This is a genomic window from Virgibacillus sp. CM-4, from assembly GCF_000445495.1.
In the GTDB taxonomy this organism is placed as follows: domain Bacteria; phylum Bacillota; class Bacilli; order Bacillales; family Amphibacillaceae; genus Virgibacillus; species Virgibacillus salexigens.
Genome location: NZ_AUQA01000003.1, coordinates 151,382 through 172,418 on the forward strand (window position 1 = coordinate 151,382; position 21,037 = coordinate 172,418).

17 protein-coding genes are annotated in these 21,037 nt (G+C 37.5%); 13 read left to right on the forward strand and 4 right to left on the reverse strand.

The window, feature by feature from the left end; all coding sequences use genetic code 11:
- Nucleotides 1-23 precede the first annotated feature (23 nt).
- On the forward strand, nt 24-2,057 hold the full coding sequence (locus M948_RS31880) for a heavy metal translocating P-type ATPase (protein WP_021290526.1): 2,034 nt from the start codon (nt 24-26) through the stop codon (nt 2,055-2,057).
- 88 nt (nt 2,058-2,145) lie between these two features.
- Here the strand turns inward: M948_RS31880 and M948_RS31885 are convergent, their stop codons facing one another.
- The gene (locus M948_RS31885; RefSeq protein ID WP_021290527.1) at nt 2,146-2,724 is read right to left on the reverse strand and encodes an ATP-dependent Clp protease proteolytic subunit; all 579 of its coding nucleotides are present in this window, start codon (nt 2,722-2,724) and stop codon (nt 2,146-2,148) included.
- Nucleotides 2,725-2,798: 74 nt separating this feature from the next.
- Nucleotides 2,799-3,461, reverse strand: a complete 663-nt coding sequence (locus M948_RS0121815; protein ID WP_021290528.1) for an RNA polymerase sigma factor — start codon at nt 3,459-3,461, stop codon at nt 2,799-2,801.
- A gap of 283 nt (nt 3,462-3,744) precedes the next feature.
- On the opposite strand from M948_RS0121815, the gene helD reads away from it, so the two are divergent.
- The 6 genes from helD (at nt 3,745) to M948_RS31915 (ending at nt 11,257) form a co-directional block, all read left to right on the forward strand.
- Nucleotides 3,745-6,048 (forward strand): RNA polymerase recycling motor HelD, encoded by a 2,304-nt coding sequence (gene helD / locus M948_RS31890; RefSeq protein ID WP_021290529.1) that lies wholly within the window; start codon nt 3,745-3,747, stop codon nt 6,046-6,048.
- 559 nt (nt 6,049-6,607) lie between these two features.
- Nucleotides 6,608-7,585: an ABC transporter substrate-binding protein gene (locus M948_RS31895; protein WP_021290530.1), complete on the forward strand. Its 978-nt coding sequence runs from the start codon at nt 6,608-6,610 to the stop codon at nt 7,583-7,585.
- A 21-nt stretch (nt 7,586-7,606) separates the two neighbouring features.
- Nucleotides 7,607-8,614, forward strand: a complete 1,008-nt coding sequence (locus tag M948_RS31900; RefSeq protein WP_021290531.1) for a FecCD family ABC transporter permease — start codon at nt 7,607-7,609, stop codon at nt 8,612-8,614.
- Between the two features lie 37 nt (nt 8,615-8,651).
- Nucleotides 8,652-9,629, forward strand: coding sequence for a FecCD family ABC transporter permease (locus tag M948_RS31905; RefSeq protein ID WP_369759847.1), 978 nt, complete (start codon nt 8,652-8,654; stop codon nt 9,627-9,629).
- A gap of 13 nt (nt 9,630-9,642) precedes the next feature.
- Nucleotides 9,643-10,431, forward strand: coding sequence for an ABC transporter ATP-binding protein (locus M948_RS31910; RefSeq protein ID WP_021290533.1), 789 nt, complete (start codon nt 9,643-9,645; stop codon nt 10,429-10,431).
- Between the two features lie 19 nt (nt 10,432-10,450).
- Nucleotides 10,451-11,257, forward strand: a complete 807-nt coding sequence (locus tag M948_RS31915; RefSeq protein WP_021290534.1) for an alpha/beta hydrolase — start codon at nt 10,451-10,453, stop codon at nt 11,255-11,257.
- Between the two features lie 59 nt (nt 11,258-11,316).
- On the opposite strand, the gene M948_RS43935 is transcribed toward M948_RS31915, so the two are convergent.
- Nucleotides 11,317-12,441 carry a hypothetical protein gene (locus tag M948_RS43935; protein WP_021290535.1) on the reverse strand — a complete coding sequence of 375 codons (1,125 nt, stop codon included), beginning with the start codon at nt 12,439-12,441 and terminating at the stop codon, nt 11,317-11,319.
- A 510-nt stretch (nt 12,442-12,951) separates the two neighbouring features.
- On the opposite strand from M948_RS43935, the gene M948_RS31925 reads away from it, so the two are divergent.
- From M948_RS31925 to M948_RS31935, 3 genes are all read left to right on the forward strand, one after another.
- Nucleotides 12,952-13,959: an ABC transporter substrate-binding protein gene (locus M948_RS31925; protein WP_021290536.1), complete on the forward strand. Its 1,008-nt coding sequence runs from the start codon at nt 12,952-12,954 to the stop codon at nt 13,957-13,959.
- Between the two features lie 96 nt (nt 13,960-14,055).
- Nucleotides 14,056-14,916 (forward strand): ABC transporter permease, encoded by an 861-nt coding sequence (locus M948_RS31930; protein ID WP_021290537.1) that lies wholly within the window; start codon nt 14,056-14,058, stop codon nt 14,914-14,916.
- Nucleotides 14,913-16,121: a quaternary amine ABC transporter ATP-binding protein gene (locus M948_RS31935; protein ID WP_021290538.1), complete on the forward strand. Its 1,209-nt coding sequence runs from the start codon at nt 14,913-14,915 to the stop codon at nt 16,119-16,121. Before M948_RS31930 ends, M948_RS31935 begins: the two co-directional genes overlap by 4 nt.
- 57 nt (nt 16,122-16,178) lie before the next feature.
- On the opposite strand, the gene pdxK is transcribed toward M948_RS31935, so the two are convergent.
- Nucleotides 16,179-16,976, reverse strand: coding sequence for a pyridoxine/pyridoxal/pyridoxamine kinase (gene pdxK / locus M948_RS31940; RefSeq protein WP_021290539.1), 798 nt, complete (start codon nt 16,974-16,976; stop codon nt 16,179-16,181).
- A gap of 158 nt (nt 16,977-17,134) precedes the next feature.
- Here pdxK and M948_RS31945 point away from each other — a divergent pair, with 158 nt between their 5' ends.
- From M948_RS31945 to M948_RS31955, 3 genes are all read left to right on the forward strand, one after another.
- Complete coding sequence (locus tag M948_RS31945) at nt 17,135-18,229, forward strand: glycosyltransferase family 2 protein (RefSeq protein ID WP_021290540.1); 1,095 nt, start codon at nt 17,135-17,137, stop codon at nt 18,227-18,229.
- 417 nt (nt 18,230-18,646) lie between these two features.
- Entirely contained in the window at nt 18,647-19,999 is a 1,353-nt protein-coding gene (locus M948_RS31950; RefSeq protein ID WP_038246115.1) for a cytochrome ubiquinol oxidase subunit I, read from the forward strand.
- A complete protein-coding gene (locus M948_RS31955) occupies nt 19,996-21,009 on the forward strand; it encodes a cytochrome d ubiquinol oxidase subunit II (RefSeq protein ID WP_021290542.1) in 1,014 nt (337 codons plus the stop codon). The genes M948_RS31950 and M948_RS31955 overlap by 4 nt, the downstream gene beginning before the upstream one ends.
- The last annotated feature ends 28 nt before the right edge of the window (nt 21,010-21,037 follow it).

Consider the following 21,037-nt stretch of genomic DNA (forward strand, 5'->3'; position numbering starts at 1 on the left):
TATTAAATAGAGGAGGCTATATAATGGAACACGAGAACCATAACCATACAAACCATCAACATCACGATAGTGTAGAAAATGAGCATTCACACGGACATCATCATGGTGGACATGATCACAGCCATATGGTAGATGATTTTAAAAAGCGGTTTTTTATATCAATTGTTATCACGATTCCAATTCTTGCATTATCTCCGATGATCCAGGGGTTTCTAGGTGTAGATTGGCGTTTTCCGTTTGATTACTATATTCTATTTGCGTTATCTACCTTTGTCTTTTTCTATGGTGGATGGCCATTTATTACCGGAGCTATCGATGAATTAAAAGATCGCAGTCCTGGAATGATGACATTAATTGGGCTTGCGATTGTAGTTGCTTATGGTTATAGTACTTTAACCGTATTTGGCTGGGAAGGTAAGGACTTCTTTTGGGAATTAGCAACGTTAATTGATATTATGCTCCTCGGTCACTGGGTAGAAATGCGCTCGGTAATGGGAGCCTCCAATGCACTTGAACAACTGGTTAAACTAATGCCTAATGAAGCGCATAAAATAGATGAAAATAATGACAACGTACAAGATGTGCCTTTGGCCAATTTAGTAAATGGCGATTATGTATTAGTGAAACCCGGAGAAAAGGTACCGGTAGATGGATTGATCATTGAAGGGAAATCTGCCGTTGATGAATCCTTACTAACAGGTGAATCTGTACCGATAGAGAAATCGAAAGGCGATGAAGTTATTGGCGGCTCCGTGAATAAAGAAGGTTCATTAACAGTCCAAGTAGAGAAAACAGGAGAAGATTCATTCTTATCGCAAGTTGTTACTATGGTAAAAGAAGCTCAAGAATCCAAATCAAAAACACAGGATCTGACAAATCGAGCGGCAAAGTGGTTGTTTTACTTAGCGCTATTTGCTGGATTTGTAACCTTAGTTATTTGGCTGCTATTAGGGTATCCGTTTGATGTTGCTATTGAACGAATGGTGACTGTGATGGTTATTACATGTCCACATGCTTTAGGTTTAGCTGCTCCTTTAGTTGTTGCGGTATCGACATCAATTTCAGCAAAGAAAGGTTTGCTTATTCGTAACCGAGCTAATTTCGAAGGAGCAAGAAATTTGAACGCTGTCGTATTTGATAAAACTGGAACATTGACAAGGGGTGAGTTCGGTGTAACGGATATTGTTACTAACGATTCACATCAAGAGGAGGACGTAATAGCATATGCTGCAAGCATTGAACAACATTCAGAACACCCGATAGCTACAGGTATTATTCAGGCAGCGAAGGATAAGCAAATAACTTGGAGTAAAGTGGCTGATTTTGAATCGATTACCGGCAAAGGAATTCAAGGAACGGTAGATGGAAAGGTTGTCAATGTTGTTAGTCCTAAATATGTTCAAGAGAAACAATTTAAATATGATAAAGAGGTTTTCGAACAACTTTCTGAGGAAGGTAAGACAGTTGTATTTGTGTTAGTAAATGAATCGATAATCGGAATGATTGCATTGGCAGATATGATTCGGGAAACCGCAAAAGAGGCAGTTGCATCACTTAATAAACAAGGAATTCATCCCATTATGCTAACAGGTGATAATCAGAAAGTAGCCAATTGGGTGGCTGATCAATTAGGGATTGATGAGGTATATGCTGAAGTAATGCCAGATGATAAAGCAAATCAAGTGAAAAAAATTAGACAAAAGGGTTGGAAAGTCGCTATGACTGGTGATGGTGTTAATGATGCTCCAGCACTCGCTACAGCTGATTTAGGAATTGCAATTGGGGCAGGCACTGACGTAGCGATGGAGACTGCTGATGTCGTACTTGTAAGAAGTAATCCAAATGATGTTGTTGCCTTAATGGACTTATCGCAAAAGACATATCGAAAAATGGTCCAAAATCTTTGGTGGGCGGCAGGATATAATATATTTTCTATCCCGCTGGCAGCAGGTATACTGGCTCCAATTGGTATTATTCTGAGTCCAGCTGTTGGGGCTGTACTAATGAGTTTAAGTACTATCATTGTTGCCATTAATGCCAAGTTATTAAAGGCGTAAGAACAGAAAATCGAGTGATGCACAAAGCTTTTAGTTTTAAAACTTGCATAAAGAAGAGCCAAGACTTGAGCTTGGCTCTTTGTTTATTCTATTCTAATATTTTATCTACAATACCATATGCTTTTGCCTCTTCAGCGCTCAAAAAGAAGTCTCTATCTGTGTCTTTAGCTATTTTTTCATATGGCTGGCCGGATTTTTCAGCAATAAATTGATTAATCTCTTTCCGTTGATTAATGATTCGCTTGGCATAGATATTCATATCGGCTGCTTGGCCTTTCATTCCGCCATGTGGCTGGTGAATCATAACTTCTGAATGCGGAAGTGCGATTCGCTTACCTTTTGTACCACCAACAAGTAGGACTGCAGCAAAGGATGCTGCCATTCCCGTACATATAGTTTGAACATCTGGCTTAATATGAGTCATCGTATCTAGGATAGAAAATCCAGCAGAAACAGAACCCCCTGGACTGTTTATATACATAGATATATCAGCTTTAGCATCTTGAGATGCGAGAAATAATAATTGTGCTGTGATGCTATTTGCTAACGTATCATCGATTTCAGAACCAATAAATACAATTCGGTCTTTTAAGAGCCTTGAATAAATGTCATAGCTTCGCTCACCGTGATTTGATTGTTCCACAACATATGGAATTGGTACGCTCATTTGTAAAAACACCTGCCTTTTTTGATAAAAGGTCATTGAAAAAGGATGAAATTACTGTGAGTTTCTCATATGAATTAAGCAGCCATTTTGCATTCCATAGGAGTAGTAGTTGTTTGTTGTTGGGCGTATAATGAACGAACGGTAGCATTGTCTGTCAATAAGCTGGCCAGTAACTGCGTATCTTCTGTTTGTAGAGCAGTTATATAAAGCTGCACGCGAAGTACTTGATCCTCTTCTATAGGGGGGTCCATGTCAATATTTTCTCTAACATGAGATTTAACCTTTTGACGTGCTCTGAAAAGATTGGCCTTCACTGCACCAACACTTAAATTTGTTAATTGGGCTACCTCTTTTAGACTACAATGACAGACGTCTGCTAATAAAAATACAATTTGTTGGTTAATGGTTAATGTTGAGGCGAGCTGATTTAATATGGGAACAAGAGATATACTTGCGATGTTATCTGTTTGTTCATCTACGGGCTGCTCATCATCTTGATATGGTATCGTAGTATGTTTTCTTTTACGGCATTCGTCGATCCATGTATTTCTGGCAATTGTTGAAAAATAAGCTTTTGTTAATGAGCCCTGCTTTTTCTTTTGCCAATACGTAAACGATTTTAGCCAAGTGGTTTGCATTAAATCTTCGGCCTCATAAGAATCCTTTGTGTAAAATAAACAAGCTTTCCATATCGAGGGTGCATACTCTCTCCAAGCATGATGAAAATACTCATTCATGAAAAACACTCCTTTTTCAATTTCCCCTTTCATTTATGTAAACGAAAAAAAGGCAGAAAAAGATACGTATTAAAATGAAAAATGTAAGGCTGACGGTAAAAAAGAGGAGGTAAGAAGTGAGGAAATAGAAAATACCTGTTGCACCGAGGATAGAAACATGGTATGATTAACAGGTTACGAACAAAAATAATATAACTTATATGTATATCCAATTATATTATAACCTTTTCGTTTTGTAAAGTCAATACAAATGATCAAATTGATTTGAATGGGGTTGGTAAATGTGAGCAAAGAAGGTCAAACTTGGCAAATAGAACAGCGTCGGGTGGATAAAGTAATTAATGAAATTAACAAAAAGGAAGATCAACTTGCATTACGCGCCACCGATTTAAAGGATAGCGTTATTGAGTTACGTGAAACATTTTGGGATGATGTAACTGTTAATTTAGATGAACCAGATGATGTGATTGAAACAGAAGCAAGTATTAAACAGCAAGCTGAGCTATTAAAACAAAAAGAACTGGTTCACGGAAATATAGATGACGAACGTAAAACCTTGAAACAATTAAAAGATAATCCATATTTTGGGAGAATTGACTTTAAAGAAGATGATGAGTCAAGTAAAGAAGCGTTGTATATTGGAATTTCTTCGTTAATGGATGCTGCTGAAGAAGATTTTTTAATTTATGATTGGCGTGCTCCTATATCAAGCCTGTATTATGATCATTCACTAGGTAAGGGTTCATACGAGACCTTAGATGGAGAAGTTACCGGAGAAATTACTTTAAAACGACAATTCATTATCCGAAATAGTCAAATAAAAGGTATGTTTGATACAGGATTAACAATTGGAGATCAATTATTACAAGAAGCTTTAGGGAATAATGCAAGTACGACAATGAAAAGTATTGTTTCTACCATCCAAAAGGAACAAAACAAAATTATTCGAAACGAACAAAGCAAATACCTACTTGTTCAAGGGGTTGCTGGAAGTGGTAAAACATCTGCTGCCTTACAGAGAATTGCCTACCTCATGTATCGTTATCGAAAAGAATTGAATCCAGAAAATGTTATGCTGTTCTCACCTAATCCGTTATTTACAAGTTATATCAATAATGTTCTACCAGAGCTAGGAGAAGCAAATGTGAAGCAGGTAACTTTTTTTGATTATTTGCAAGACAAGATAGGGAATAAGTTCACAATTGAATCTCCTTTTGCTCAAATGGAATATACGTTAACGAAAACAGAAGACATCCATTTTAATCGTCGATTATCTAACATTGGGTATAAGTCAACGCTAGCATTTATGAAATTAATTGATGAATACTTGTTCTCGCTGCTTACAGAAGGAGTTCAATTTAAAAATATCTCTTTTCGTAAGGAAGTTCTTATCTCCAAACACCGAATCAGCGAGTATTTCTATTCATTGGATAAGCAAATGACTTTGCCTAATCGACTAGAATTGGTTGTGCGATGGTTGGTTAAAGAGCTGCGTCCATTCCAAAAAGCCGAAGTGAAAAAGGATTGGGTAGAAGAAAAAATCGAGCTTTTAGATAAAGAAGCCTATGTGAAAGCTTATTATGAATCACAGAAACAGGAGAATGAAAGTGCTGCGAATGAAGAGTTGATTTTAAGGAAAGTCGTCGTCGCAAAGATGTTTGGTTCGTTAAAACAACAAATTCAACAGTTTGCTTTTGTAGATGTGTCGGGTACGTATTATCAGATGTTTGCAGATTGGAAATCGGATAATAAGCCAGAAGAGTGGCAATCCCTTGCAAAACAAACGAAGAAAAATTTGGAAAAGAAACATTTATATTGGGAGGAAGCAGCCCCGTATGCTTACTTTAAAGGGAGATTACTTGGGCATACTTCTGACCGACAAGTGCGCCAATTATTTATTGATGAAGCACAAGATTACGCTTCTTCTCAATTCGCTTATATACAGCATATGTTCCCTTACACGAATATGACGTTGTTAGGAGACATTAATCAAGCAATTTATGTTCAAATGACGAAGGAAAACCCGTTAATCCCAAGTTTGGCTGGTAGGAATGCAGAAAGAATAACGTTAACAAAAAGCTATCGATCAACAAAGCAAATCGTTGAATTTACAAAACATTTTGCTCCAGGGAATGAAGAAATTGAGCCATTTGAAAGAGAGGGGAAGAAGCCAAGAGTTATCATGGTCAATGACAATGCGGAGGTAATAAAAAGGATTAACGAACAAGTAAACAAATTAACAGAACAAGGCTATGAGAGCACAGCTATTATTTGTAAAACCATGCAAGAAAGTGAGATTATTTATTCTGCATTGAAGGATCACATGGATGTAACGTTATTATCGGAGGATACCTATTCATTAACTAAAGGGTTACTTATTGTGCCGATATATTTAGCAAAAGGGATAGAGTTTGATGCAGTTATAATTCCTGACGCTTCGTCAGAACATTATACGTTATCGGAGCGTTCTTTGTTTTATACAGCATGTACACGAGCGATGCATGAGCTTGTAATAATAAATCCAATGTCTCCCAATGTGTTTATTAAAGAGGCAGTAACGTCTACGTATGAGCAAATTATTCGATAGCTAAGAAACCCTAACTATAAAAAAGTTAGGGTTTCTTAGCTATCCTGTTCTTTAATTAATTTTAAGTAAAAGTGCTTGATTTATTCGTGAATATACTATAGGTTTACTTTGTGCAACATTTATACATTCGGGAAATTATTATTCCTTTAGGTAATTAAATTTCCTGAAGGAGTAACAGCGATGATTCAGGTAATTCAATATGCTCTTCTGGGGTGGTAGCCGGAAGAGCACCCCTTTTTATAGAAGTAATTCATGTTATATCTATAATCGATTAAGATGCTAAAAAAGAAGGAAAGTAGCTATTACAAAACATATACGATAAGCCATGCCTGAACAAAGTATTTTCTGTTCAGGTTTTTTCTTGTAGAAAACGGATAAAAGAGCAAATATAGTTGATCGAAAATGTTAAAAAACTATTTGACAAAGTATACCTTTTCCCATAAAATTTTAGATGATATTAATAATCATTCTCAATTAAAATAAATCTAATCTAGAAAGAGGAGGCGTTATTTTCTGTTTTTTGTTGTTTTCATTAGTTAAAAGAGAGAAGGAGTAAAAAATGAAAGCGAAATTATTTATATTTACGATTGTATGTCTATTATTAATTGTCTTATCTGCTTGTGGTAGTAGTGCTAGCAGTGATTCGGAAGAGTCTGCTGAGAATAATCAAAAAAATACAGAAGCAAGTATTGGAAATGAAGAGGAAAAAACAGTTACATATTTAGAAGAAGAATATACGGTTCCTTCTGAGACAGACAAAATTGCTGCAGCCAGTTTAGAAGCGATGGAAGATGCAGCTATGTTAGATGTACAACCGATTGGTGCCATTACTTATGCGGGAGAATTGCCAAGTTATCTAGCAGAAGATCTTGAGGGTGCGGAATCAATTGGAGAAAAAACCCAGCCTAATTATGAAACATTGTTAAGTATGAAACCGGATGTAATATTGGGGAGTTCTAAGTTCCCTGCCGATGTAACGGAACAATTAAACAAAGTTGCAACGACGATTCCTGTCTCACATATCTCTACGAACTGGGAGAATAACTTAAATTTAATGGCAGAGTTAACAGGAAAACAGGATGAAGCAGAAAAGGTTATTAACGGTTATAAAGAAGATGTAGAAAAAATCTCAAGTTCTGTGGAATCAATGGTTGATGAAAAAGTACTTGTGATTCGAGTGCGCAGCGGTAACTTATTTGTTTATCCACAAGATGTATATTTAAATCCTGTCTTATATAATGATTTAGGAATTTCTGTGCCTGAGGAGATTAAATCTGTAGAAGCGCAGGAGATGATATCCTTAGAACAACTAGCGGAAATAAATCCGGATCACATCTTTTTACAATTTGCAGAAGATGAAAATGCGGACCAGCCAAATATGTTGGAAGATTTAAAAGAGAATCAAATCTGGAAAAGTGTAAAAGCAGTTAATGAAGATAATGTCTACGTGAATACAGTAGACCCATTAGCCCAAGGTGGAACAGCGTGGAGCAAGACTAAATTCCTTCAAGGTGTACAGGAGAATTTAGCGGAATAAAACATAAGGTGCGTAGAAGTTATGAGGAAAATAAGTAATGTGCATATGCTTATATTAGGAACAGCACCTATATTTGTTATCTTAATCACTTGTTTATCCGTTATTTATGGAACAAAACCAATTGAATTAAGTACAGTTTGGGAAGCTGTAGTAGATTATGATGCTGAAAATGTTGATCATGCGATTATTATGACGTCGCGTATACCTAGAGCGATCGGGGCAATTGTAGTAGGGGCATTTCTAGCCATATCGGGAGCTGTGATGCAGGGGATGACAAGAAATTATCTTGCGTCCCCTTCCATTATGGGAGTAACAGATGGTTCTGCGTTTGTAATAACAATTTGTATGGTATGGCTTCCAGGTATGTCGTCTATGCAAATGATTCTTTATTCAATGGTAGGGTCATTAATAGGTGCCGCCATTGTATTTGGATTCGGTTCACTTATCCGAAATGGTCTTTCGCCTGTAAGGCTAGCAATCATTGGAACGGTTATTGGTACTTTTTTAAGTAGTATCTCTTCAGCTATTTCTACGTATTTCCAAGTATCCCAAAATGTTAGTTTTTGGTACAATGCACGACTACATCAAGTTGATCCAGAAATGTTAAAATTAGTAATCCCCATTGGATTAACTGGGATTCTATTAATAATTTTTCTTTCTAAATCAATTACGATTCTATCGCTTGGTCATGAGGTCTCTGTAAATTTAGGTCAACGGACAAAATTTGTAAAAGCCTTTGCTATTTTAGCAGTGGTTATGCTGACAGGGACGGCAGTAGCATTAGTAGGGAAAATTGGCTTTGTCGGGCTTATTATTCCACATATTACGAGATTCCTAGTTGGTGTAGACTATCGATGGATTATTCCATGTGCAGGAGTTATTGGTGGTATTTTCTTAGCACTATGTGATTTATTAAGTAGGTTTGTTAATTATCCATTTGAGACACCGATTGGCGTTATTACCGCTTTTATTGGTATTCCTTTCTTCCTTTATTTAATACGAACTAAAGGAGGAGAGAAACATGCCTAACTATTTGAACGGTCGTTTTATCCTCACCATTTTTATTATGTTATGTCTTATTTCGGTGGTCTTTTATATAAGTATTACGAATGGGTCGTTTGATATAAGTGTGTCAAATGTAATTCGTACGATATTACGAATCAATCCGAATGAAGATTATGATTTAGTCATTTTTGATTTTCGTCTCCCTCGTATTGTGATTGCTGGATTAGTAGGGCTTGGTTTTGGAATGGCAGGGGCAGTTATTCAAGGGGTAACTCGTAATGGGCTAGCTGATCCGGGAATTCTTGGGATTAATGCCGGAGCAGGTGCAGCGATAGTTGCTTTTATGTTTTTCTTCCAAGGAAATATGAACGGTACGGATCTTCTTTCTATTATGATGCAGCCAATCTTTGGTTTAGTTGGAGGATTACTAGCAGCTGCCATTATTTTTCTATTTGCATGGAAGAATGGAAAATTGGACCCACAAAGGCTTATATTAACTGGAATTGCTATTGGTTCCGGATTCGGCGCTTTCTCTTTGTATTTATCATTAAAAATGAAGGCATCCGATTTTGAAATGGCCACTGTCTGGATCTCAGGCACAATATATAATGCAAACTGGTATTATATTCTTTCGATGCTACCTTGGTTAATTATATTTATTCCCATTATTTATAAAAAGGCATATTCTCTCGATCTACTTCAATTGGAAGAGACGAGTCTGAAGAGCTTAGGAATGGCAGTTGAAAGAGAAAAGTCCTGGCTATTGATTAGTGCAGTAGCAATAGTTAGTGCGTGTGTATCTGTATCCGGTAGTATTGGATTTGTCGGATTGATGGCCCCGCATATTGCTCGAAGACTAATCGGACTGAAACATAGGTATATCCTGCCAGTAAGTGGTTTGCTAGGAGTATTGCTTGTTATGGCTTCTGATTTTGTTGCTAAAACTGTATTTGCTCCAGCTGAATTACCAGTGGGTATTGTAATATCACTAATTGGGGTTCCATATTTTCTATATTTACTAGTAAAAACAAAGGCGTAAGGAGGGGGAGCAAATGAATAGTTTACGAGTAGAAGCGTTAGCATCAGGTTATGAAAAGTACACGGTCTTCGAGGATTTGAATTTGCAAATTAAAACAGGCGAGATTACCACGATTATTGGGCCAAATGGTTGTGGTAAATCAACTTTATTAAAGACAATGGGAAGAATTCTTAAGCAGCGTAATGGCAAGGTCTTTTTACAGGAAAAAGACTTGAACCGTATTCCGACAAAGAAAATTGCTAAACATCTTTCATTGCTTCCACAAAATCCTATTGCTCCTAATGAATTAAAAGTGGAAGAATTAATAACCTATGGTAGGTATCCGCATCGAAAAAACGTAAATAAAATTACGAAGGAAGATCAAAAGATAGTGGATTGGGCCTTGGATATTACAAGGACAACAGGGTTTCGAGATAGAGAACTTGGTAACTTATCAGGTGGTCAACGACAAAAGGTTTGGCTAGCAATGGCGTTAGCCCAAGAGACAGATATTTTGCTTTTAGATGAACCAACCACGTATCTTGATTTGGCTCATCAGTTAGAGGTGTTACAAATCGTAGAGCGGCTTAATGCCGAGCGTGGTTGTACGATTGTAATGGTTTTACATGATATTAATCATGCGGCTAGGTTTTCAGATGAATTAGTTGCTATGAAAGCTGGAGAAATTGTATCCGTTGGTCCTCCATCAAGGATTATCACGAACCCCGTACTAAAAGAAGTCTTTGAAATAGATGCTCGTGTAATGATAGATCCACATGATAATGCTCCGGTTTGTTTTGGTTATGATAGTATAGAAAAGTAATGGTAAGGAGGAGTTACGCATGGTACAATATACAACATCTCCAGTAACTACTTGGAGAGCAGAGAATTGGTCTATGACTTCAAAACAAGGGCATTCTTATGAAATGTATATATCCATCCCCAAACAACCGGCTCCCCCAACGGGTTATCCGGTAATATATGTATTAGATGGAAATGCTTTTTTTCACACCTTCCAAGAGGCTGTTAAAGTACAATCTGTCCGTTCACAAAAAACAGGCATTGTTCCAATGGTGGTCGTAGGAATTGGTTATCCTGTAGAGGAGGCATTTGCTTCTAGCTATCGCATGTATGACTTTACCCCACCAACAAAGATCTCCGATTTGCCAGCTAAGCCTGATGGGAATAAATGGCCAGAAAATGGCGGAGCAGAGGAATTTATGATGTTTATCAATCAAGAATTGAAACCTGCTGTAGAAGAACATGTTTCCATTAATCGTGAGAAGCAAACGTTATTTGGACATTCATTAGGTGGCTTATTTGCCTTACAGGTACTTTTCTCAAGGATGAATTCATTTCAATCATTTTTTATTACAAGTCCTTCTATTTGGTGGAATAACCGATCGATTATTGATCAAGAAAAAGAATGGTTAGATGGAATAAATGATACCGAAAACTTACGTTTATTTATGGCTGTAGGTGAATTGGAAAAGGATCATATGATAAATGATGCCAGAAATTTTTCCGGTCGACTGAAGCAAATAGAAGGCAAAGGTATCTCATCTGTTTATTATGAGGTCGAGGAAGAGAATCATGTCTCCGTCGTGCCGACCGTTTTAAGTAAAGCAATGCGATTTATAGGACAATAATAACTAAGGAATGCTTAAGTATGGCCCCCGATTTAATCAGGGGCCATATATTTGTTTGATCAAAAGCCAGAAATCCAAGGTGATACTAAAAGGCTTTGATCACTGACATTAATTGTTTGACCGATTGAAAACCCTGGGAGGTTTTGAGATCTAAAGTTAATTGGGGGAGCGTCTTGTACGGTGGCGAGACCAGTTATTCTTCCTCCAATATCAGATCCATTTACCTGATTATAAACAGCAAAGTAATAGGGCGAGTTTAAATTAAGTGTCACATTAGTTAGAAGCGGTAATGTGAATAAACCTCCTTCAATGCTTGTTGCTGTATCGGTTATACCTACAACTACTGAATCCGTATTTGAAGTTACTTCTAGTACTGCCATTTGAAAATTGCCTGTAATGCTACCGTCTTGAACGATATAAGCAGATAAATTTGAGATGGTTGAACCCTTTCCGATAGTTAATGCACCGACAGCCTGATTATTTCCTGAACCTTGATTAAATGCTATTTCGGTATCAATATCACCTATTTTTACTGTCTGATAAAAGGATGATCCACCAGTTGAAGGTCCTGTCGGCCCTGTTTCACCCGTCGGTCCAGTAATGCTTATCCCCGTAGTTCCAGTTGGGCCGGTGGCACCGGTGCTGCCAGTAACACCTGTAGTCCCTGACGCTCCAGTGGTCCCAGTTGGTCCTGTGGGTCCTATAGGTCCAGGCCCCGTGGGCCCCGTAGCCGGTCCCGTAGCACCAGTACTACCGGTGGCTCCGGTCGGACCTGTAGGTCCGGTGCTTCCCGTTGTTCCAATAACCCCAGTCGGTCCGATACTGCCAGTTGGCCCGGTGGCACCAGCGCTGCCGGTAACACCTGTAGTCCCTGTCGTTCCAGTGCTACCTGTCGTTCCAGTGAACCCAGTTGGCCCTGGGGGTCCCGTGGCTCCCGTAGCACCAATATCGCCATCCTCTCCAGGAGGTCCGGTGTTGCCTTTTCCTGAATAGTAGGTGGTATTATTAATTTGATTAATAATTTTTCCATCAATTTTATCACAACAACAAACATCATCTGGTCGTTTACAGTGATTACAAAAATGTTCAATGTTTGATGTCCGTTTATTAAAATGCTTACAGTGCATGCAGTTATATTTATTGGCGGCACAATTACACCGTTTTCGATTGTACTTCTTTCCCATTATAATTTCTCCTCTATATAAAAATGGACTTTTATATCCTATTTCAGGCAGGATGAAATCGTGTAAGCAAGAGCTTGCTTAATTGTATATAGCCTAAAAGATGAAGATAGAAATAAAAACCTGTATTACGACAAATTTCGAGTATTAGCGTGTATTTTATATGAATACGCTATAAGGTACATTTAAACGGGAGGGATCACGTTTTATGTAGACTAATCCCTGCTGATCCCTGTTAAATCAGTTTGAGAAGCAACGGGGTTTTCGATAAAATATAATATGTTGTAAAAACAAAGGAAAACATTACACATACTCTCCGAACTTTGTCGTACAAGAACCTCTTGTGTAACAGGTAGCTTGCCTGTTCAACCATTTTCAATATTTTCCTAGATTAAGGTGAATATGGATTTAGTTTCTACTCAATTTTCTTATTATTGGTATTCCAATGATTTGTTTTTATATTACCAATTAACAGAATCTATTGAGAATATATTATAAAAGGAGTAGTCATTCATGAAAAAAATACTATATTTATTTTTTGCTGCTATATTAATAGTTCTTTCGGCCTGCGGAAGTTCCGACTCGGGTTCAGCAAGTGAACAAGGCATTGATACCATTACCTTTGCAGATGCCGGATGGGATAGCATTAAGGTACATAATAGTATTGCTCAAACGATTATTGAAGAGGGGTATGGTTATCAAACAGATGTAACGAGTGGTTCAACTGCAGCTACTTTCCAGGGCCTTCGAGATGGCGATATTAATGTATATATGGAAGTTTGGACAGATAATATCAAAGAAATTTATGGAGAAGCAATGGATACAGGAGATATTGAAAAATTATCTACAAATTTTGATGATAATACACAAGGACTCTATGTTCCAACCTATGTTATCGAAGGCGATCCTGAACGTGGGATCGAACCGTTAGCACCAGACTTAAAAACGGTGGAAGATTTAAAGAAGTACCCGGAAGTATTTGAAGATCCAGAGGATCCGGGTCGAGGGCGGATTATTAATGCTCCAAGTGGCTGGGCAGTAGCTGAAGCAATTGATGCAAAATTTGAAGCTTATGGTTTAGAAGAAACAATGAATAATTTTATGCCAGGATCAGATGCCGCAATTGTTGCTGATTTAACAGATGCTTATGAGGCAGGACGTGGTTGGGTAGGTTACTACTGGTCGCCCACAGCAGTTACAGCAAAGTATGATTTAACCTTATTGGAAGAACCTGCTTATGATGAAGAAACGTGGAATGAAACGAAGGCGACGGAATTTCCTCCAAATGATGTAGTGGTTGCAGTGCATAAAGATATGCCAGAACAAGCATCGGAGGTTGTTGAATTCTTAAAAAACTATGAAACTAGCAGTGAGCTAACGGAAGAAGCATTAAGCTACATGGATGAAAATGATGCTTCAGCAGAAGAAGCTGCAAACTGGTGGATGAAAGAACATGAAGATATTTGGACAAGTTGGGTGTCCGAAGATATTGCAAACAAGGTGAAGGATGCGATGCAATAAGAAATAAGCAGCTTGCCACGTGGTTGGCTGCTTTTTCTGCTATTTTTTAAACTATTACAAGAGAGGTGAAACGACTGCTTATGCAGTCGATTAAAGATGGGAAATTTTCCAGATATACGGACACAAATTGGTGATTATGTCGACCAATTTGTAAGTTTTTTAGATACCTCATTAGAAGGATTTTTTGATTTTATCTTTTTTATATCTTCACGAACAATCAACGGCATAGCTGATTTCTTAATGTGGATGCCATGGTGGCTGTTTATCATCCTTATTGTCCTGATGGGTTGGTATTTTAAGTCAGTAGTTTCGGGTGTTTTATATGGATTATTTATCTTTTTGATTGGTACATTTGGCCTTTGGGAAGATATGATGACAACCATTTCGATTATAATAACAGCTGTCATCATCTGTTTAATCATCGGTATACCTTTAGGTGTATGGATGGCATTTAGTAAAGGTTTTTCAACCGTCATGCGTCCATTATTAGATGCTATGCAAACAATGCCAAGCTTTGTATATCTCATACCAGCAATATTTTTCTTTGGTCTTGGTAATGTATCTGCCATATTTGCAACATTGATCTATGCTTTACCTCCAGTTATTCGTCTAACAGAGCTAGCGATTCGTGGTGTCGATAAAGAGGTGATTGAATCCGCACAATCATTCGGATCATCCAATTGGCAAATGCTTAAAAAAGTGCAACTACCACAAGCCCTTCCAACTATTATGGCTGGTGTCAATCAAACGACCATGATGGCACTTGCAATGGTTGTTATTGCTTCCATGGTCGGTGCTTCAGGATTAGGAGAACAGGTGCTAGTAGCAATTAATCGAATTGATATTGCACTTGGATTTGAGGCAGGAATCAGTATTGTATTTTTAGCAATCATTATTGACCGGATAACAAATGGTGTTGCTGGAAAATTCCAAAAACATGGAGGTGCGACTGAATGACAGCGCAAATAAGAGTTGAGAATGTGTCCAAGATTTTTGGTCCTAAACCAAAGTCAGTTATTCCGATGATTAAGGAAGGCATGTCCAAAGAAGGCATTTTAAATAAAACAAATCATACGGTTGGTGTATACAATGCTTCGTTTGAAGTAGAAAAAGGGGAAGTCTTTGTCATTATGGGTTTATCCGGAAGTGGAAAATCGACACTAATCCGTTGTTTTAATTTATTAAATAAGCCAACGGACGGGTCTATCTATTTAGATGGAGAGGATATTGTCGCTTTTAACAAGAATGAACTTAAGAAAATACGGCAAGAAAAAATAGCGATGGTATTTCAGCATTTCGGTTTGTTTAGTCACCGGACAATTTTAGCGAATGTGGAATATGGTTTAGAGATTCGAAATGTTTCAAAGGAAGAACGCAGGGAAATTGCTATGAATAATATTGAAACAGTTGGATTGAAGGGGTATGAAGATAAATATCCAGATGAATTATCAGGAGGAATGCAGCAACGCGTTGGATTAGCCCGAGCACTGGCAAATGATCCGGATATTTTATTAATGGATGAACCATTCAGTGCATTGGATCCATTAATTCGTAGAGAAATGCAGCTAGAACTGTTGGACATTCAGGAGAGATTACAAAAGACGATCATTTTTATAACACACGATGTTAATGAAGCATTTAAACTTGGCGATCGTGTTGCTGTTATGAAAAATGGGCAAGTAGAACAAGTTGGTACACCAGAAGAAATTATTACGTCACCAGCTAATCATTATATCTCCGATTTTATTAAGGATATTGATCGTTCTAAGGTTTTTCAGGCAGAGCATATTATGACACGACCAAACGCCTTAGTGTCGTTGAAGGACGGTCTGAACGTTGCTGTTAAAGAAATGAAAGAAAATGGTATCTCTAGCGTGTTCGTAGTTAATCGTAGTCGTCAGGTAGAGGGCATTGTCACAATTGATGATGCTATTCAAGGAATAAAAGAAAAACAACGTTTATCTGATGTATTACGCCATGATATTACCGTTGTAAATCAAGAAGAATATATTAACGATTTAATACCGAAAGCATTAGAGTCCCAGTTCCCGTTAGCTGTTGTGAACGGGGAAAATAAATTAATTGGATTTATTTTAAGGGTACATGTGTTGTCAGGTTTAGTTTCCGAAGAAATAAATAAAAGTGAAGCATATTATGTTTAATAACAAAACCCATTGATTGATGAACTCAATGGGTTTTGTTGTAGACAAAGATCTTGATTATTTGTGGTAAGCGCCATGCATGACAGGCCCTACATATTCATTCAATTTCCATCCATGCGTAATGGCTGCAGTTACAAATTCTTTGGCGTCTGTAACGGCATCTTTTACCGATTTGCCATTCGCTATATTAGCTGTAATCGCTGCCGCGAAGGTACAACCAGCACCGTGATTATACGTTGTATCAATCTTATCTTTTTCTAATAATGTGAAGTTGTTCCCATCATAGAAAAGGTCAAGTGCTTTTTCATAATCAAAGGCCTTTCCACCTTTAATAATTACATTCTTTGCACCTAATTCATGAATTTTCACAGCCGCCTCTTTCATGCCCTCTACTGTTTTTATTGGACCGGTTTGCGCTAACTGTCCAGCTTCAAATAAATTTGGAGTAGTTACAATGGCATGAGGTAATAATAGCTCCCGCATTGCCTCCGTATTCTCTGGTTGAAGTACTTCATCGTCGCCTTTACAAACCATTACTGGATCAAGTACATAATTCGTTAATTGATAGGCTTCAATTTTCTTCGCACCTAATTCAATGATGTCAACCGATCCAAGCATTCCTGTTTTCATTGCATCCACGCCAACGGAGAGGATCGTATCTAGTTGTTTCTCTACAATATTTACATCAATTGCAGACACATTGTGACTCCAACCGTCAGGATCCATCGTTACAATGGAAGTGAGGGCCGTCATACCATATACATCATGTTCCTGGAATGTTTTAAGATCAGCTTGGATACCGGCACCACCGCTGGAATCTGATCCTGCAAGCGTTAAGGTTTTCTTCATTGTCATATATATCGCTCCAAACGTTAGATTCTCTATAAATCCTTCTTTCTATAGAATATAACAGAAATAACGAGAATGAAAGTGTTAGACGTTCTGGAATATTATTAACAAATTTAGGTATCTGAATCATATAGTAGTGGTAGTTAGAGAAGGTGGTGAGAAATATGAAAACAATCAGTTTGTGTATGATTGTTAAAAATGAAGAAGAGGTCTTGGAACAATGTCTAAGTAGTGTGGAATCTATATGCGATGAAATAATTATCTTAGATACTGGTTCTAAGGATAGTACAAAGGATATAGCTAAGAAGTTTACAAATAAGGTGTTTGATTTTGAATGGATAGATCACTTTGCAGCAGCACGTAATAAAGCTTTCAGTTATGCTACCAAGGATTTTATATTCTGGTTAGATGCAGATGATGTTTTATTACCTGAAGATATTGATAAACTAAGGAAGTTAAAGCAAGAATTACATGATGACATTGATGCGGTATCAATGTATTATTATACAGCTTTTGACGAAGAGGGAAACCCAACGTTTAAGTATCGACGAAATCGATTAGTAAAGCGAACGAATAATTTCAAATGGTACGGGGCTGTCCATGAATATCTACAAGTGGGTGGCAACGTTGTTCCATCAGAGATTGGCGTAACCCATCGAAGACAAGATAAGCCTGCTGATTCCATTAAAAGTGATCGGAATTTAAAGATCTATGAAAAGCAGTTAGCAAATAAAGAACCATTTACTCCTAGGGATATGTTTTATTATGCGAATGAATTGAAAGATCATATGCGTTTAGATGAAGCAATTGATTATTATCAACAATTTTTGGATACAAAAAGAGGTTGGATTGAGGACGAGATTCGAGCTTGTATTTATATAGCAGATTGTTTTAAGATTATGCAGCTCCCAGAAGAAGAGGTTGAAGCCTTGCTGCAATCACTAAAGTATGATCTGCCCCGTGCAGAAGTTTCGTGTCGTGTTGGCGATTATTTCAAGGAGAAAGGAATGTTTAAGAAGGCAATTATCTGGTATGTCTTTGCTCTAACATTAGAGGCTGATAATGATAGTGGATTTGCCAATATTGCTTATACTACTTGGTACCCTCATTTGCAAATGTGTTATTGTAATTGGCAGATAGGAAATAAGAAAGATTCCTATCAGCATCATTTGCAAACCAAAAAGTATCTCCCAAATAATGAGCAAGTACTTTACAATGAAGCTTTTTTTAATAGTTTAGATCAAGAAGAATTAACATAATTAAGTAATGTTGCACTTGATGGGGCTGACTTATAGGTTTGCTTTCATTCACAATTGGATTATTGGCTATTCGATCCTGCTATGGGAACCTATTTCTTGTGGGAAGAGTGTATCTTCCGATTGTATAGGTATAGAGCTAACTTTTGCTTCAGCCTCCTTTTTTATAAGCAGAAAAAATCTGAAGTTTTTGGTGTAAATTATGTACATTAGGGAATTAACTAAACAGAGATAGACAAATTTTTGTTTAACCTTTGTCAATGTTTTGTCATAGCAATGAACGTTCATCTGTACGAAAATAGTTTATACTATGGAAGATATGGAAATCTATCCCCTAAAGGAAATATATGGATGGATTTTCACTTGATCAATACTGAGCAAGTGCAATGATCGCTACATAATAAAGGAGGGATACCAATGATGACTGAGTTGGATCCAGTTCTTATGAGTCGACTCTTAACAGCATTAACATTAGTATTTCACGTTATATTTGCTACCCTTGGCGTTGGTGTTCCATTAATGATTTCCATTGCTGAGTTTATCGGGATAAAAAAGAATGATCCACATTATCTAATGATGGCACGTAGGTGGACACGTGGTTTTGTTATTCCTGTTGCTATTGGAGTGGTAACAGGTACAGCAATAGGATTACAGCTTTCTTTGCTATGGCCAGAGTTTATGCAAGTTGCGGGAAATGTTATTAGCTTACCGCTATTTATGGAAGTCTTTGCTTTCTTCTTTGAAGCAATCTTCTTGGGTATTTATCTATATACATGGGACCGATTCAAAAAACCAATGATGCACTGGTGGTTGTCGTTACCAATTATTATCGGTGGTGGTCTATCCGCAGTATTTATTACTTCCGTAAACGCCTTTATGAATACACCTGAGGGGTTTACAACAGGAGCAGGTGGATTCGCAACCGTTAATCCACTCGACGCGATGTTCAATCCGGCAACGCCGACAAAAGTATTTCATGTTTTAGCATCAGCCTATTTAACAGTAGCTGCTATTTTAGCAGCAATTGCTGCATTTAGTATGTTACGTAAAAAACACACGGAGTATCATAAAAAAGCACTGAAACTAACGATAACACTAACATTCATTTTTTCTATTTTGACAGCTATCGCCGGAGATGTTTCAGCGAAGTTCTTAGCAGAGCATCAACCTGAAAAGTTAGCAGCGGCAGAATGGCATTTTGAAACGGAAGAAGGAGCAGATCTTGTTTTATTTGGCTGGTTAGGTGATGAGAACACTCCAGCTGGTGCGCTTCGCTTCCCAGGACTTTTAAGCTTCTTAGCTTATGGTGATTTTCAAAGCGAGGTAACTGGTCTAGAAGAGTTCCCAGAAGACGAGCGACCACCATTATGGATTCACTATATGTTTGACTTGATGGTTGTTATCGGGTTTTTCCTATTAGGGGTTTCCTTACTATATATTTTAGCCTGGAAAATTAAACGGTGGAATGAGCATAATAAATGGATGCTTTGGCTTCTCGTAGTTAGTGGACCTTTAGCAATGCTAGCAATTGAATTTGGCTGGATATTTGCAGAAGAAGGCAGACAACCATGGATATTACGAGGTTATATGTTGGTTGAAGATGCTGCTACGACTTCTCCGTATGTAGGTTGGATGTTCTTATTATTCCTTGGGCTTTACACTGTATTAGGTGTACTAGGAGTGGCAGTATTGCGAAAGTTATTCAAAAATAACCCTGCTGAAGAGGAACTAGAGAAGAAGTACCCGACGATAGAAAAGGGTGATAACAAATGAGTTATGAAATAATTGGGATTACCGTTTTATGGATCTTTCTATATGGTTATTTAATTGTTGCATCGGTTGATTTTGGAGCTGGTTTCTTTGCCTATTATGCGAAGGTTACCAAAAAAGACCATATAATGAACCAATTAATTTCTAGGTACTTGTCCCCTGTTTGGGAAGTTACAAATGTATTCTTCGTGTTCTTCTTTGTTGGAATCGTTGGGTTTTTCCCCGATTCAGCTTATTACTATGGGACAGCATTGCTAGTTCCTGGTAGCATTGCAATTATACTGCTTGCCATAAGAGGGTCATTCTATGCTTTTGAGAATTATGGTTCGAAAAAGAGCAATGTGTATATGTTTTTGTATGGGGCAACAGGATTATTAATTCCTGCATCCTTATCGATTGCATTAACATTGTCTGAGGGTGGATTTATACTCGAAGAAAATGGCGTTGTATCATTGGATTACCTTGCGTTATTTACGAGCCCTTATTCTTGGAGTGTAGTTGTACTTGCAGTCGTTTCTGTATTGTTTATTAGCGCTGCATTTCTAACCTTTTATGCAGCTAGAGCAAATGACCAGGCAGCATTAAAGTTAGTTCGTAAATATGCATTGTTTTGGGCAACACCGACCATTATTGCAGCGTTAACTACATTCATCGCATTAGGTCAGCATAATGAGCGACATTACCAAAATATGTTTGATCTTTGGTGGATGTTTGGTCTTTCCGTTGGTTTCTTTATCATTGCCATGTGGTTAATTTATGAAGGGAAACGATTTGGATTGGCATTTATCAGTGTAATGCTACAATTCTTCTTTGCGTTTTTTGGGTATGGTGCTAGTCATCTTCCATATATATTGGATCCATATGTTACGATCTACGAAAATGCAACACATGAAGCAACAGGTATTGCTTTAATAGTGGTATTTATCCTAGGGTTGTTTTTATTAATTCCTTCATTAATCTTGCTGATGCGTCTATTCCTGTTTGATGCAGATTATGTGAAAGGGAAGAAATAGTGATTGATGTAACGAAAGATACTGTTGA

Bases quoted from the DNA above. Each gene is read 5' to 3' on its own strand.
- M948_RS31880 (WP_021290526.1), top strand. From the start codon at position 24: ATGGAACACGAGAACCATAACCATACAAACCATCAACATCACGATAGT.
- M948_RS31885 (WP_021290527.1), bottom strand. From the start codon at position 2,724: ATGAGCGTACCAATTCCATATGTTGTGGAACAATCAAATCACGGTGAG.
- M948_RS0121815 (WP_021290528.1), bottom strand. From the start codon at position 3,461: ATGAATGAGTATTTTCATCATGCTTGGAGAGAGTATGCACCCTCGATA.
- M948_RS31895 (WP_021290530.1), top strand. From the start codon at position 6,608: ATGAAAGCGAAATTATTTATATTTACGATTGTATGTCTATTATTAATT.
- M948_RS31900 (WP_021290531.1), top strand. From the start codon at position 7,607: ATGAGGAAAATAAGTAATGTGCATATGCTTATATTAGGAACAGCACCT.
- M948_RS31905 (WP_369759847.1), top strand. From the start codon at position 8,652: ATGTTATGTCTTATTTCGGTGGTCTTTTATATAAGTATTACGAATGGG.
- M948_RS31910 (WP_021290533.1), top strand. From the start codon at position 9,643: ATGAATAGTTTACGAGTAGAAGCGTTAGCATCAGGTTATGAAAAGTAC.
- M948_RS31915 (WP_021290534.1), top strand. From the start codon at position 10,451: ATGGTACAATATACAACATCTCCAGTAACTACTTGGAGAGCAGAGAAT.
- M948_RS43935 (WP_021290535.1), bottom strand. From the start codon at position 12,441: ATGGGAAAGAAGTACAATCGAAAACGGTGTAATTGTGCCGCCAATAAA.
- M948_RS31925 (WP_021290536.1), top strand. From the start codon at position 12,952: ATGAAAAAAATACTATATTTATTTTTTGCTGCTATATTAATAGTTCTT.
- M948_RS31930 (WP_021290537.1), top strand. From the start codon at position 14,056: ATGGGAAATTTTCCAGATATACGGACACAAATTGGTGATTATGTCGAC.
- M948_RS31935 (WP_021290538.1), top strand. From the start codon at position 14,913: ATGACAGCGCAAATAAGAGTTGAGAATGTGTCCAAGATTTTTGGTCCT.
- pdxK (WP_021290539.1), bottom strand. From the start codon at position 16,976: ATGACAATGAAGAAAACCTTAACGCTTGCAGGATCAGATTCCAGCGGT.
- M948_RS31945 (WP_021290540.1), top strand. From the start codon at position 17,135: ATGAAAACAATCAGTTTGTGTATGATTGTTAAAAATGAAGAAGAGGTC.
- M948_RS31950 (WP_038246115.1), top strand. From the start codon at position 18,647: ATGACTGAGTTGGATCCAGTTCTTATGAGTCGACTCTTAACAGCATTA.
- M948_RS31955 (WP_021290542.1), top strand. From the start codon at position 19,996: ATGAGTTATGAAATAATTGGGATTACCGTTTTATGGATCTTTCTATAT.